The organism is Glycomyces mayteni, assembly GCF_042428885.1.
Taxonomy (GTDB): Bacteria; Actinomycetota; Actinomycetes; order Mycobacteriales; family Micromonosporaceae; genus Glycomyces; species Glycomyces mayteni.
In genome coordinates this window covers 1,149,130-1,162,618 of record NZ_JBHMBP010000002.1, presented here as the reverse complement: position 1 = coordinate 1,162,618, position 13,489 = coordinate 1,149,130, and the positions used below count along the sequence as shown (strand labels likewise).

The 13,489-nt window shown below is 72.3% G+C and carries 12 protein-coding genes; 2 read left to right on the top strand and 10 right to left on the bottom strand.

What is annotated here, in order from left to right:
- Positions 1 to 58: 58 nt before the first annotated feature.
- From ACFFXY_RS11955 to ACFFXY_RS11920, 8 genes are all read right to left on the bottom strand, one after another.
- On the bottom strand, positions 59 to 2,227 hold the full coding sequence (locus tag ACFFXY_RS11955) for an AfsR/SARP family transcriptional regulator (RefSeq protein WP_382350218.1): 2,169 nt from the start codon (positions 2,225 to 2,227) through the stop codon (positions 59 to 61).
- 111 nt (positions 2,228 to 2,338) lie between these two features.
- The gene (locus ACFFXY_RS11950; RefSeq protein ID WP_382350215.1) at positions 2,339 to 4,642 is read right to left on the bottom strand and encodes a M28 family peptidase; all 2,304 of its coding nucleotides are present in this window, start codon (positions 4,640 to 4,642) and stop codon (positions 2,339 to 2,341) included.
- Positions 4,643 to 4,743: 101 nt separating this feature from the next.
- On the bottom strand, positions 4,744 to 5,652 hold the full coding sequence (locus tag ACFFXY_RS11945; RefSeq protein ID WP_382350212.1) for a DUF6807 domain-containing protein: 909 nt from the start codon (positions 5,650 to 5,652) through the stop codon (positions 4,744 to 4,746).
- Positions 5,649 to 6,758 (bottom strand): Gfo/Idh/MocA family protein, encoded by a 1,110-nt coding sequence (locus tag ACFFXY_RS11940; protein ID WP_382350209.1) that lies wholly within the window; start codon positions 6,756 to 6,758, stop codon positions 5,649 to 5,651. The genes ACFFXY_RS11945 and ACFFXY_RS11940 overlap by 4 nt, the downstream gene beginning before the upstream one ends.
- Positions 6,759 to 6,781: 23 nt before the next feature.
- Positions 6,782 to 8,089, bottom strand: coding sequence for an ABC transporter substrate-binding protein (locus ACFFXY_RS11935; protein WP_382350206.1), 1,308 nt, complete (start codon positions 8,087 to 8,089; stop codon positions 6,782 to 6,784).
- 23 nt (positions 8,090 to 8,112) lie between these two features.
- A complete protein-coding gene (locus ACFFXY_RS11930; RefSeq protein WP_382350203.1) occupies positions 8,113 to 8,943 on the bottom strand; it encodes a carbohydrate ABC transporter permease in 831 nt (276 codons plus the stop codon).
- Positions 8,936 to 9,856, bottom strand: coding sequence for a carbohydrate ABC transporter permease (locus ACFFXY_RS11925; RefSeq protein ID WP_382350200.1), 921 nt, complete (start codon positions 9,854 to 9,856; stop codon positions 8,936 to 8,938). Before ACFFXY_RS11925 ends, ACFFXY_RS11930 begins: the two co-directional genes overlap by 8 nt.
- 148 nt (positions 9,857 to 10,004) lie before the next feature.
- Entirely contained in the window at positions 10,005 to 11,021 is a 1,017-nt protein-coding gene (locus tag ACFFXY_RS11920; protein WP_382350197.1) for a LacI family DNA-binding transcriptional regulator, read from the bottom strand.
- A gap of 131 nt (positions 11,022 to 11,152) precedes the next feature.
- Between ACFFXY_RS11920 and ACFFXY_RS11915 the strand changes: the two genes are divergently transcribed.
- Positions 11,153 to 11,503: a hypothetical protein gene (locus ACFFXY_RS11915; RefSeq protein WP_382350194.1), complete on the top strand. Its 351-nt coding sequence runs from the start codon at positions 11,153 to 11,155 to the stop codon at positions 11,501 to 11,503.
- 36 nt (positions 11,504 to 11,539) lie between these two features.
- On the opposite strand, the gene ACFFXY_RS11910 is transcribed toward ACFFXY_RS11915, so the two are convergent.
- On the bottom strand, positions 11,540 to 11,995 hold the full coding sequence (locus tag ACFFXY_RS11910) for a hypothetical protein (protein WP_382350191.1): 456 nt from the start codon (positions 11,993 to 11,995) through the stop codon (positions 11,540 to 11,542).
- A 106-nt stretch (positions 11,996 to 12,101) separates the two neighbouring features.
- Positions 12,102 to 12,707 carry a hypothetical protein gene (locus ACFFXY_RS11905; protein WP_382350188.1) on the bottom strand — a complete coding sequence of 202 codons (606 nt, stop codon included), beginning with the start codon at positions 12,705 to 12,707 and terminating at the stop codon, positions 12,102 to 12,104.
- A 134-nt stretch (positions 12,708 to 12,841) separates the two neighbouring features.
- Here ACFFXY_RS11905 and ACFFXY_RS11900 point away from each other — a divergent pair, with 134 nt between their 5' ends.
- Complete coding sequence (locus tag ACFFXY_RS11900; protein WP_382350185.1) at positions 12,842 to 13,489, top strand: hypothetical protein; 648 nt, start codon at positions 12,842 to 12,844, stop codon at positions 13,487 to 13,489.

The window sequence follows — 13,489 nt, the reverse complement described above, 5'->3', positions numbered from 1 at the left end:
CTATCCGGAATCGTGCGGCGGCTCGGCCCGCGTGCGGGTGGTCGTCGCGGCGGGGCCGCTATCCCCAGGGGTCGGCAGGCCAGGCCCGCCAGTAGCCGTCGTCGGCCGTGACCACCACGTCGTCCGTGACGTATTCGAGCGTCCCCGGCAGGCAGACCTTCCCGTCCGAGTCGAGGTCGTACCCGACGACCCCGCCGCAGTCCGCGCCCGCGGCCTTCCGGTCGAGGACCCACAGGGTGCCCCCGCGGACCCACACCTGCTCGCCGCCGTCGGCGGTCAGCAGGCGCTCGTGGGTCAGGGCGCCCCACACCGTGATGCCGTCGGGGCCGCGGGTGACGAGCGCGTCGCCCGCGAGCACCAGCGCCTCGGACTCCTCGGGAGCCTCCCAGTACAGGTCGCCGCTGCGGAGCATGACCGTCTCGGCCTTGCCGCCGATCGTCAACGCCAGCAGGCCGTTCGAAGCCCTGATGGTCGGGAGCGGGCCGCACCCGCCGTCCTGGGCGGGCGCGTCGGCGCGGCGCTCCCAGAGCTGCTCGCCCGTCGCGAGGCTGTACGCGGCGATCCGCGCCTCGCAGGTCTCGGCGTCCACCTCGACGCTGCCCCGGTGCAGGATCAGGACCCCCTCTGCGGCGGACGCCGCTTCGACGCCGCCGTAGTCGAACTCCCCCATCAGCCTGCCGGTGGCGGCGTCGTACACGGACAGCTTCTCCTCCTCGCCCTCCTCCTGCCCGTAGGTGCGCACGAGGACGTACGCCGCCGTGCGGCTGACCGACCACGGGTCGCGGTAGGGGTCCAGCGACCGGACCTGCGCCGAGCGCTCGCTCACCGCGACGCGCCACAGGTCCCACGGGGAGCGCGGATCGGTCGCGCTGAGGGCGCACTCCCCCAGCCCGCCATCGGGCAGCGGCTCGCAGCCGATGGTGATGACGGCGTCGTCCGTCGCCCCGATCGCCCACCGGTCGTGGGCCCACCACAGGTCCGCGCCCGTCGCGAGGCTGACGGCCGTGACCCGGCCCGCGGCCCAGGGCTGCTCGCTCGGATAGCTGGAGGAGAGGAGGACCGCGTCGTCGAAGACCATCACCGCCGGGACCGACTCCCTGTCCAGGGTCCGCGACCACACCTCCGCGCCGTCGGCTTCGAGGCGGAGCCCGGTCGATTCCCGGATGAGCAGGCCCGCTTCGGTCTCGATGACGGCGCTGCCGGATTCGAGCGCCGGGTACGTCCACACCGGTTCGAGCTCGGCCTCCGGGATCGGATCGTCACCGCCGAGGGTCTGGGCGAGGCCGAGGCCGTCGTGGGAGACGACGAGGCCCATGAGGAGGACCATGAAGCCGAAGGCCGCCAGGCGGATCGCGGAGCGGCTCGGCAGCGCGCGGGGGCGCGCGGCGACCGGGTCCTGTGGCCGCGGCGGCGGTTCCTCCTGCGGCGTGCGCGGGGCCGGTTCCTCCGGGACCGGGTCCTCGCGCACCGCGCGGGCGACCTGTTCCGCTTGCGGCGCTTCGAGGTCAAGGTCCGGGTCTTCGCGGAGGATCGCCACGTAGCGTTCGCGGAGGGTCCGGTCGGGCTCGATGCCGAGTTCGTCGGCGAGGCGGTCGGCGTGGTCGGTGTAGACGCGCAGGGCCGCCGCGCCGTCGCCGGAGCGGTAGAGGGCGAGCATGAGGTGGCCGGTGAGGCGCTGGCGGTAGGGGTGCTCGGCGGCGAGGGCCTGGATCTCCCCCGCGGTCTCGCGGTGGAAGCCGAGGGCGAGCGCGGCGGCGAAGCAGTCTTCGGACGCGGTGAGGCGCTCCTCCTCCATGCCGACCACGGCGGTGTCGATGAGGTCGCCGTCGAGTCCGGCGAGGGCCGGGCCGCGCCAGCGGTCGAGGGCCTGGAGGAGGAGGCCGTGGGCCTTCTCCGGGTCGTCGGTGCTCCTCGCTTGGGCCACTTCGGTTCTGAATGCGGCCCAGTCGGTGGCATCGGTGCGGAGCCGGTAGCCGTCGCCGGAGCGCTCGATGGGGTCGGCGGGGGCGAGGCCGCGCCGCACGGCCGAGACGATGTTCCTGACCTGGCGCTGCGCCGTCGCGGGCGGCCGGTCGCCCCAGAGGGCCTCGATGAGGCGCTGCATGGGGACGGTGCGGCCCTCTTCCAGGAGCAGCAGTGCGAGGGCCTTGCGCTGGTGCGCGCCGCTGATGGGCACGGTCCGGCCGTCGTGCCGCGCCTCCAGCGCGCCCAGGATCAGAAACTCCAAGGACCCGGCCTCCCGACAGGCTGTGACTCAATGGAACTGAGCCCAGGGTATCGAGAATCCGGCTGCGGCAGGTCCCGCCTCGGTCACGCTCCGAGGTCGGTTCGGCGGCGTCTACACGGCGGCCGCCGCGACGGTCACGGTGTCGGAGAGCCGGTCGCGCGAGCGCATGAGGCCCTCGGGCCGGTCGGTGTAGCCGTCGAGGTCCTCGATGCCGTGGGTCTGGTCGAAGACGGTGACGTCGCCGAGGTCGCCGTGGAGCGTGAGGGTGAAGCCCTCGGCGGGCACGTTGTAGAACCAGATCACGGCCGGGGCGCCGGGTTCGGCGGGCGCGGCGATCGGGACCTTTGCGGTGGTGCCGTCGGGGAGGGTCGCCTCGGCGCTGTCGGCGGCTCCGGAGACGGTGAGCCACATGGTGTCCGCGCCGCGCGGCGAGGCGACCTGGAGGACGGCCGTGTCGGCGGTGCGGGTCTCGTAGACGGCGGTCGGGGGCGCGACCTGGATCGGCTCGGCGGGGCCGTAGCCGTTGGCCGCGGTAGTGTCGGTGTAGGCCGCGGGCAGGCCGGAGCCGTCGAGGCCGTCTTCCGTGACGTATCCGGCGGTCCACTCGGACCGGTCGAGGTCGGTCGAGACCCAGGCGGCCGCGCCGGTGTCGGCATCGAGCACATAGGACAGGTAGGCCTGGCGGGGGTGCTCGGGGCCGAAGCGGTCCACGGCGAGCCCGGCGGCGGCGAGCGCCAGCGCGGTCAGGACGGCGGCGGCCGGGACGTGTCGAAGGCGGAGGCGGCACATCGCCAGCAGCGGCAGCGCGGGCGCGGCGAACAGGACGATGAGGACGGCGGGGACGGCGGCGAGCTCCATGCCGAACGCTTCGAGGAGGTTCGAGGTCCAGCTCAGTTGGACCGCGGCGGGGACGAGGAGGATCGCGAAGATCGCGTAGCCGGCGAGGCGGGCGCGGCGCGGGCGCGGTTCGAGGAGCATCGCGGCGAGGACGCCGACCGCCGCGAGCGCGGGGATGGCGAACACGAACGAGAGGCCGGGGACGGCGACGGCGGTGAGGGTGCCGAGGACGGCGAGCCAGGCGAGGGGCGCGAGCGCGGCGGCGGCCCCGCCGAGGCGGCGGCGCGCGGCCGCGTACCAGGCGGTGAGGGCGGCGACGGCGAACGCGAGGATAGCGAGGTAGTAGTACGTGCGGTTGAACAGGAGGCCGTGCTGGTCGGCGTAGCCGGGGCGCAGGGCTTGGAGGGCGGGCCAGAGGGCGACGGCGGCGGCGCCGGAGACGGCGACGGGGAGGATGAAGGAGAGGAACGCGATCGCGAAGCGGGGCAGGCTGAGCGCGTGCCGCAGGCGCGCGAGGGCGACGGCGGCGACGGCCGCGGCGAGGCCGAGGAGCGCGACGGGCAGGTTCCAGGCCTCACCGTAGTGGACGAAGAGGCCGAGGAAGCCGAAGAAGGTCTGGTCGTGGCCGGTCTCCAGGTCGGCGAGGTCCATGCCCGCGAGGGCGCGGGTGGTGCCGAGGAGGTTCTCGCCGTGGTGCTGGAGGCTGGCGGGGTCGAGGTGGCCGGTGTCGTCGTGGGGGGTGTGGTACCAGGAGGCGCCGCCGATGAACGCGGAGTTGAGTCCGATGTAGCCGGCCTCGTGGAAGCGGGTGAAGTCGGTGTCGTTGGGGAGCTGGCGGTACGCCTCGATCGCGGAGGAGTCGCCGTGGGGGCTGGGGGCGTTGTCGGCGAAGACCTCGATGAGGCCCGCGTTCTCGGTGGAGGTCTCGAACATGAGCGAGGGCCCGGAGACGCCGCGGGCTTCGAGGTTGAAGACGACGGTGGGCTCCTCGCCCGCGGGGTGGGTGCGGGCGTAGGCCTCCGCGCCGAAGAGGCCCATCTCCTCGCCGTCGGTGATGAGCACGACGACGTCGTTGCGGTGGGGCCCTTCGAGGCTCAGGGCGCGGGCGGACTCGACGATGGCGGCGACCCCGGAGGCGGCGTCGGCGGCGCCGGGGCCGGAGGGCACGGAGTCGTAGTGGGAGGTGAGGAGGACGGTGCCGGTGGGGTCGGTGCCGGGGAGGGTGGCCACGATGTTGTCCACGAGGCCGAAGCGCACGAGGGCGTCGCCTTCTCCGGTGTCGCGGGCGAGTTCGGTCTGGATCTCGACGTCGAAGCCGAGGGATTCGAGGTCGGCGGCGAGGAGGTCGCGGACGCGGTCGTGCTCGGGAGTGCCCATCGGGTGGGGCTCGACGGCCATGGCCTCGACGGTGGACCAGGCGCGGTCGGCGCTGAACTCGTCGGCGGGGGCGTCGGCCGCGGCGGGCGCGGGCGGCGTCTCGTCGATCGCCCAGTTGGCGATCCCGATGAGCGCCAAGGCGGTCAGGACGGCGAGGGCGGCCCAGGGCCGCGGGGGCAGGTGCAGGACGGGGCCGCGCATGTTCGGTCCTCTCAGAGTGGGCGCCCTCACTCTACTGCCGGGTAACGGGGCCCGCACGTCCCCGGCTCGGACGTGCGGGCCCCGCCGTTCAGGCGGGCGGGTCAGACCCGGAGGACGCCTCGGACGGCGTCCGCGAGGTCCCCGGCGGCGTCGGCGCCCGCGTCGGCGATGCCGACGCCGTAGCGGAAGCGCATGTCGGCCCCGGCGGCGACGGTGTACTCCTCGCTGAAGAACGGCGCCGGGTTGAGGGCGGCGAACTCCTCGCTGCGGGCGAACCACTGCGGCGGGTGCATCGGGTTCTCGGCGTGGTCGACCATGAGGACCAGGGAGGTCGCGTCGTCCTCGTCGTGGCGTCCGGCGAAGGCCATCCACTCGTGGCGGCCCCCGCGCATCTCGCTGCCGGGCCCGGAGGCGGTCGCGGTGACGAGGGTGCCGTCGGTGAACGAGCGCGGCCCGCGCCAGAACAGGCCGCCGTACCCGGCGTTCTCGCGGCCGCGGGTGGTCGGGGAGCCGATGGCGATGTCGCGGCCGGAGACGTTGGTCATCGCGGTGTCGAAGGTCAGCGCCCACGCCTCGGGCGAGAGGAGGCTCGCGGTGACGGTGCGCCGCTCGGTGAACCAACGCTCGCCGCCCTGGGTGATCCATTCGAGGTCGTGGGAGAAGGACACGCGGTCCTTGTCGGCCTCGATCGCGGCGACCTCCTTGTGCGCCTGGGTGCCGTTGTTGTCGAGCTGCACGTAGTGCCTGCCGTGGACGTATGTGGGCCCGCCCCAGAAGTTCTCGTCCTGGACCACCGGCAGGGACCAGGCGATGCCCTTGTGCCACACGTGGTCCCAGGGCCGGAACAGCGACGCGGGGCGGCCCGAGCGGGTGAACAGGGGGCTCAGGTACGGCTTCGGGGACTCCAGGAGCGGGGTGTCGGGGCGGTAGACGTAGCGCAGCAGCGCCACGTCGCCGTCGTGGACCGTGAGGGCGGTGCCGATGTCGTGGCGGGCTTCGAGGCCGCTCATGCGGTGGTCTCCTTGCGGGTCTGGGCCCACGGGACGGCGCCGCCGTCCATGCCGCGGGCGAACGGGTGGTCGCCGGTGATCTCGCCGGCCGCGACGGGCCGGCCGAGGAACGCCGAGGCGTAGGTGGCGGCGGCGAATTCGAGGGTCCGGCGCGCGTCCGCGAGGGACACGCCCGGTTCGGCGCCCGCGTCGAAGGCGTCGAGGATCGCCGCGATCTGGAGCACGTGGCCGCTCGGCGGGGCGGCGGCGTCGGCGGTCCACAGGTCCGCGAGGTGCTCGTGGCCGGGCGCGGGCGTGAACCGCCAGTGGTCGTCGCTGTAGCCGTACAGGTGCTCGACCTCGACGGTGGCGAGCTCGAAGTCGAAGCGGAGCCGGGAGGTCTCGCGGGGCGAGACCACCGAGTTGACGACGGTGGCGAGCGTGCCGTCCGCGAAGCGCGCCAGCGCCATCGAGACGTCCTCGGTGTCGGTGGGCCGCGAGAGCCGCCCGGCGGCGGCGCGGACCTCGGCCCAGGGGCCGAGCACCGACAGGAGGAGGTCGTACTGGTGGATGCCGTGGCCCATGGTCGGGCCGCCGCCCTCGGCGTCCCAGGTGCCGCGCCAGGGGACGGCGAAGTAGTCCTCGTCGCGGTACCAGAGGGTCTCGCAGACGGCGACGAGCGGTCGCCCGAGCGCGCCGGAGCGCAGGAGCCGGCGCAGGCGCACGGCGGCGGCCCCGTAGCGGTGCTGGAACACGGTGAGCACCGGGACGCCGGTCTCCGCCTCGACCGCGAGCATGTCGTCCATCTCGGACAGGCTGAGGGCCGTGGGCTTCTCGACGAGGACGGGGACGCCCGCGCGCATCGCCGCGATCGACAGCGGCGCGTGGGTCTGCGGCGGGGTGCAGACGTGGACGAGGTCGATCCGCTCGTTCGCGAGCAGCTCGTCGGCGCCGGCGTAGACGTTCGGGACCTCGTACTCGCGGGCGAAGTCCGCGGCGCGGTCGGCGTCGAGTTCGGCCACGGCGACCAGCTGGACGCGGTCGCCGAGCGCGGCGATCGACTGGGCGTGCCGGTGGGCGATCCCGCCGGTGCCGACGATCGCGGCGCGGTAGGTGGGGTCTGGCATTCGGTCTCCTGTCGCGGGTGCGGTCATCTGGTGGCGTCGATCTCGCCTTGGAGCTCGGTGATGAACGCCTTCGCGGCGTCCTCCGGCTTCGTCTCTCCGAAGTAGACTTCCTGGCCGATGCGGGTGATGAGCGGGTTGACGGAGCTGCCGCCGTTGGGGGTCACCCGGATCGGGCTGCCGGTGACCACGGCGTCGAGGTAGTCCACGGCCATCCGCTCGGACTCCTCCAGTTGCGGCGCCAGGTATTCGAGGATCTCCGTGTTGGCCGGGACGCCCCGCTCGGTGCCGAGGACGTCGGCGGCCTCGCGGCTGTTGACCAGGAAGTCCACGAGCAGCGAGGCTTCGGCGGGGTGCTCGGACCCGGCCGAGACCGCCCAGTACATCGCCGGTTTGACGAAGTTGGCGGGCGTCCCGTTCTGCGGGAGCTGGAGCAGGCGCATGTCGGCGCCCGATCCGCTGCGCAGGGCCGTGATCTGGGTGTTGTGGATGAGCCCGAACCCGGTCTTGCCGGTGGCGAGGCGCCCGCCCTCGACGCCCGCGCCGGTGTCCTCGACCATCTGCTGCGCGCTGTCGGCCGCGCCGGAGGCGATGAGGCCCGCGTAGTACTCCCACTGCTCCACGAGCAGGTCCGGGTCGAGCGACACGTCCCCGTTCTCGGCGAACAGCTCGTTGCCGTGCTGCCTGGCCCAGTAGCGGGTCGAGCCGACGTCCACGCCGCCGGTGATCGAGGTCCCGGTGATGTCGCCGCCGCCGCGCTGAGCGAGTTCGAGGGCGATCTCGGCGTAGTCGTCCCAGGTCCACACGGTGTCGTCGGGCAAATCCATGCCGTACTGCGCGAACAGGTCGGCGTTGACGGCGAACGCGAGCACGCCCGAGCCGATCGGCAGCGCGTACTGCGCGCCCTCGACCTGGCCGGTCACCAGGAGGTCCGGGTCGATCTTGGACAGGTCGAGGAACTCCTTCGCCTCGTTCAGGTCCCAGAGCGCGCCGCGGTCGGAGTAGGAGTTGAAGTACTGCTCGTCCATCTGGACGACGTCGGCGGCGTCGTTCGCCGCGAACGTCGTCGCCAGGCCGTCCCAGTACGCGCCGAACTCCTTGTACTCCCCGCGCACGGTGATCCGCGGGTACTCCCGCTGGAAGGCCGCGATGGCCTCGTTCGTCTGCTGGGCCCGCAGGTCCGAGCCCCACCAGGAGAGGCGCAGCTCCACCGGTTCGTCGGAGAGGACCATCTCCCCGCCGCCGCCGATGCCGCACCCGGCGAACAGGGGCGCGGAGGCGGCGCCGAGGATCCCGGCCCTGCCGAGGGCGCGGCGGGTCAGTCGCGGTCGCATCGGTGCGTTCCTTTCTCGTCGCATCACTTGCCTCCGGTGGTGGCGATGCCGCGCAGGAGGTAGCGCTGCCCGAACAGGAACACCAGGAACACCGGCAGGAGCGAGACGACGCTCATCGCGAACGTCGCGCCCCAGTTGGTGCCCGCCTGCTGGTCCACGAAGGCGCGCAGCGCGAGCGGCACGGTGTGCATGTCGGGGTCGATGAGGTAGATGAGCTGGGAGAAGAAGTCGTTCCACGTCCAGATGAACGTGAAGATCGCGGTCGTCGCCAGCGCGGGGACCATGAGCGGCAGCACGATCCGCAGGTAGATGCGGGGGTGCCCGGCGCCGTCGATGCGGGCGGCCTCGTCGAGTTCGCGCGGGATGCCGCGGATGAACTGGACCATGAGGAACACGAAGAACGCGTCGGTGGCGAGGAACTTGGGGACGATGAGCGGCAGGAACGTGTTGACCCAGCCGAACTCGGAGAACAGCACGTACTGGGGGACGATAATGACGTGGACCGGCAGCATGATCGTCAGGAGCATGACGGCGAACCACCAGCGGCGGCCGGTGAACTCCAGGCGCGCGAACGCGTAGGCGGCCATGGAGCAGGCGACGAGGTTGCCGATGATCGCGCCGAGGACGACGATCCCGGAGTTGACCATGAAGTAGCCGAAGGGGTGCTCGAAGGCGTTCCATCCGGCCTCGTAGTTCCCGGTCTCCAGGTCGCTGAGGACGAGGCCGGGGCTGCGGAAGATCTCGGCGTTGGGGCGCAGCGAGCTGACGACCATCCACAGGACGGGGTAGAGCATGATCCCCGCGAGGAGGATGAGCACCAGGTGCTTGGCGAGCTTGCGGAGGGTGTCAGTCATCGTAGTGCACCCAGTACTTGGAGGCCCAGAAGTTGACGGCGGTGAACGCGCCGATGATGACCAGCAGCAGCCAGGCCAGCGCGGAGGCATAGCCCATGTCGAAGTTGCCGAAGCCGCGCTGGTAGAGGTACAGCGAGAAGAACAGTGTGGAGTCGGTGGGCCCGCCGGTGCCGCCGGAGACGATGAACGCCTGGGTGAAGGACTGGAAGGCGTGGATGATCTGGAGGACCAGGTTGAAGAAGACGATCGGGGTGAGCAGCGGCAGCGTCACCGAGATGAAGCGCCGCCAGGGGCTCGCGCCGTCGACGGCGGCGGCCTCGTAGTACACGACCGGGATCTGGCGGAGCCCGGCGAGGAAGATGACCATCGGCGAGCCGAAGGTCCACACGTTCAGGGTGATGAGCGTGGACAGGGCGGTCTCTGGGTCGGAGATCCACCCGCGGCCCTCGATGCCGAACAGGCCCAGGCCCTCGTTGAAGAGGCCTTCGGTGCCGAAGACGGTGCGCCAGAGGACGGCGATGGCGACGCTGGCGCCGAGGAGCGAGGGCAGGTAGAAGACCGAGCGGTAGAACGCGAGGCCGCGGATGCCGCGGTCGAGGAGGATCGCGAGGCCCAGGGCGAGGCCGAGCTGGATCGGGACCGAGACGAGCACGTACGTGAAGGTGACGGCGAGGGAGCTGTGGAGCCGCTCGTCGGTGAGCATCCGCTCGAAGTTGGCGGTGCCGGTGAACTCGGGCGGCTGGAGCAGGTTGTACTTCGTGAAGCTCAGGTAGAGCGAGGCGACCATGGGCCCGAGGGTGACGGCGAAGAGGCCGAGGAACCACGGGAGCAGGAACCAGAACGCGGCTTTGTTCTGCGGCTTGGACTTCGGTGCGGCGCCTTTGAGGTGGCGCAGTTCGGCGGCGGCGGTCATGGGAGGGCCCCGCGGGGCGGGGGTGGCTGGACCGGCATCGACACTCCTTCGGATCGACGTTTAGTGATCGTTCACTACAGCGGTTGCGCCGAATCTAGTGAACGTTCACTGCGATGTCAATACGCGGCTTGCATCCCGGTACGGGTTTTCAGTGCTGGCGGGCGACCGCGGTGGACTCGCGCCAGATGACCTGGTTGAGCGGCAGGGCCGGCGGGTCGAGTTCGACCCCGGAGAGGGCGCGGACCAGGCGGATCATGGCGCGGCGGCCGAGCCCGGCGAGGTCGATGTGCACCGTGGTGAGCGAGGGCGGCATGTACCGGGCGACTTCGAGGTCGTCCCAGCCGGTGACGCTGAGGTCCCGCGGCACTTCGAGCCCGCGGTTCCTCGCCCCGCGGATGACGCCCGCGGCGATCCCGTCGCTGGCGGCGACGACCGCGGTGGGCAGGCGCCCGGCGGGCAGGACGCGCATGGCCTCGACGCCGGACTCGGCGCTGTAGTCGCCGTCGAAGACGCCCACGGATTCGAGGCCGAACCGCTCGACGGCGTCGAGGTAGGCGGCGCGGCGGGCGCGGGCCGAGGCGAACTCGGGGTCTCCGGCGACGTGGTAGAGGCGCTTGTGCCCAAGGGCCGCAAGCCCTTCGACAAGTTCGTAGACGGGCGCGGCCTCGGAGAGCTCGCCGAGGCCCCGCATCCGGTCGTCGAAGTCGGCGGAGACGACGACGGCCGCGTCGGCGGGCAGGTCGGCCTCCACGGACGGCAGGATCGGGGCCAGTGCCAGGATGCCCTCGACCTGCCCGGAGTACGCGAGTTCGAGCAGCCGCGCCGAGCGCTCCTCGGCCCCGCCTTCGAGGGCCACGACCTCCACGGTGTACCCGGCCTCGTGGGCGGCGACCGCCGCGCCGCTGACGAGCCGCGCCGGGTGGCTGTGCACCAGGTTCGGCATGAGCACGGCGATCCGCCCGGTGTGCTTGGTGCGCATGGACCTCGCCAGCAGGTTCGGCCGGTAGTCGAGTTCGCGGACCGCCGCGTCGATCCGCTCCAGCGTCGCGGGCTTGAGGCCCTCCCGGGAGCGCAGGTACCGTGACACGGTCTGATGCGACACCCCCGCGAGCTGCGCGACCTCCCGAATGGTCGGCCGCCTGCGGCCGGTGGAACGCTCCGTCATCCGCCCAGTATCCCTTCTCGATCGAAGGCCCATCTTGACACAGGGATGAACGTTCACTCTGCCGCCCGTCGCGAACCCGGGTCCGCCTCGGGGCGGCGTTGGCTAGAGTCGGTCGCGGAAAGGGGTGGAGTGTGGACGAATCGACCGATGGGGACATCGCCGCGGCCTTCCGGCCGGTGCTGGCGCTCACCGAGGAGTGCGAGCGACTGGGCGACGTGCTGGTCCGGCTGGAGCACGCGACCGACCCTGCGGAACTCGCGGAGCGGCGCGCGGCCGGGGAGCGGTTCGCGTTCCTCAACGAGGAGGTCTGCCGCGCCACCGCCAAGGCCCTCAAGGGGATCGGGCTGTGGCACGGGGCGGCGATGCTCGACGCGAGCCTGGCGATCCCGCCCGAGGTCTGGGAGGACCTCGTCGTGCGCTACCCGCCGCCCCAACCGGCCCCGACGATCGAGCTCAAGCCGCGCCGCTCCTGGCGGGTCTAGATTCCGGCGGCGCCCCTGGGCGGGGCGCCGCGCGCGTCAGCCGTCGGCGGAGACGTCCCCGCCCTCGCCGCACTGGTGGTGGATGCCGCTGCCGTCGGTCAGGCAGACTTCCAGCTCGACCTCCTGGCCCGCCTTGACGTTCGGGAACGGGTCCCAGACGAGGACGTCGCCCCAGGCGCCGTCGTCGTAGACGCGCACCCCCTGCGAGCTGCCGTCGAGCCAGGCCTCGACGCGCACGTCGTACCCGTCGGCCCAGGTGTCGTCGATCTCGATGTAGTCGTCGTTCATGCCGTGCCCGGGCTTGCCGGGTCCGTAGTCGACGAACGTCGCGTATCCGTTGTCGTTCAACGTGGTCACGGTGAAGCTGTCGTCGACCCGGCGCGTGTCCGGCTCGTCCCCCGCTCCTTCGGCCGCGGCGGCCGGCGCCGACAGCGCCATGGTCGCGACCGCTGCGAACCCCGCGGCCAGTGCCGCCTTCGTGTGGCGTTGCATGGACCCTCCTTCGGTCGTTCTTCGACCCACCTTGAGGGCTCGGGACGCCGCGTTGGGCAATACGCGAAAGGGCGTCGTGTCGTATGTCCGACTCCCCTAGGCTGTGCTACTCCACAGGTTGGAGGACCGCGGTGAAGACGACGGCGTCCGCAGGGAAGTGCTCCGCGGCGTAGGCCTCCATCTCGGGGGTGACCAGGAGGGCGTCGACGAGGGCCACGCCGTGGGCCTCGTCGGGGCCGCCGCCGAAGACCGTGGCCGGGAACTCGGCGGTCATCTCGTCGGCGATGGCGGTCAGCTCGGCGGCGGCGAGGTCCTCGGCGGGCTCGCCGAACTCGGGGGCGGCGGGCTGGTAGTCGGCGGGGTCGACCTCGCTGAGGAGGAGCGGGTCCTCGGTGAGCGCGAACTGCTTGCCGTCGAAGGTCCCGGTCACGACGTACGTGCCCCAGCGGACCCCTTCGGCCTCTTCGTGCTCGACGGCGTCCCACTCCCAGCCGGTCACCGGCAGGCCCTCGCACTGGGGCGGGTAGGACTCGGCGACGAACGCGCACAGACCCGCGCTGTCGCGCTGCGTGGGCTGGAGGACCGTCACGGACCCCTGGTAGACGAGCGGGTCCGAAGCGGTGTCGGCGTCACCCGCACCGGTGGTGTCGGCCGCGCCCTGGCCGCAGGCGGCGAGGGCGAAGACGGCGGCGAGCGGGGCGATCCGTTTCATATGTCCGTTCATAAGCGATATGACGCTGTGCGGGCGCGCGCGGTTCCCTTGGCGCCGATCCTTTAGGATGCGACGGCCGACAACCTCGTCCGGCCATGAGACGCAGACGAGACGCATAGGAGTGTTGAATCCCCTTGAACGACAACCCCGCAGCACAGCCCCAGTATTACCCGACCGGCCCGCAGCCGACCCCGCAGGGCGGGCTGCTCCCCACCGGGCCCGACAGGCCGACCCCCGTGGGCCTCGCGCTCGCGGGCGCGGGCCTGCTGCTCCTCGCGGTCGGGTCGCTCATCCCGCAGATCTCCCTCGGGGGCTCCGACGCCGACGACATCGGCGGGTTCGGCCTGGAGACGGCGGGCGTGAGCCTGCCCGGCCTGTCCCCCGCGCTGATCCTGGTCGTCCTCGTCGGCTGGGCCGCCGCGGGCGTCAAGCCCGGCCTCCAGTGGGCGGTCCGCCTCGGCGGCATCGGCCTCGCGGCCCTCACCGCCGCGGCGGCCCTCCACCCGGTGATCGAGCTGAACGGCGTGTTCGGCAGCGACGCCTGGGAGGACGCCGACGTGTCCGCCAGCGCGGGCGGCGGCATCTGGCTGTTCATCCTCGCCGCCGTGCTGCTGGCCGTCAGCATCTTCCTGATGCGCTGGTCCCCGAGCCCGGCCGCCCCGCAGTACCCCCAGCAGCAGCCCTACCAGCAGGTCCCGCCGCAGCAGCCGGTCCAGCCAACGCAGCAGCAGCCCCAGCAGCCGCAGCAGGGCAACGGCTGGCCGGGGATGCCGCAGCAGTAG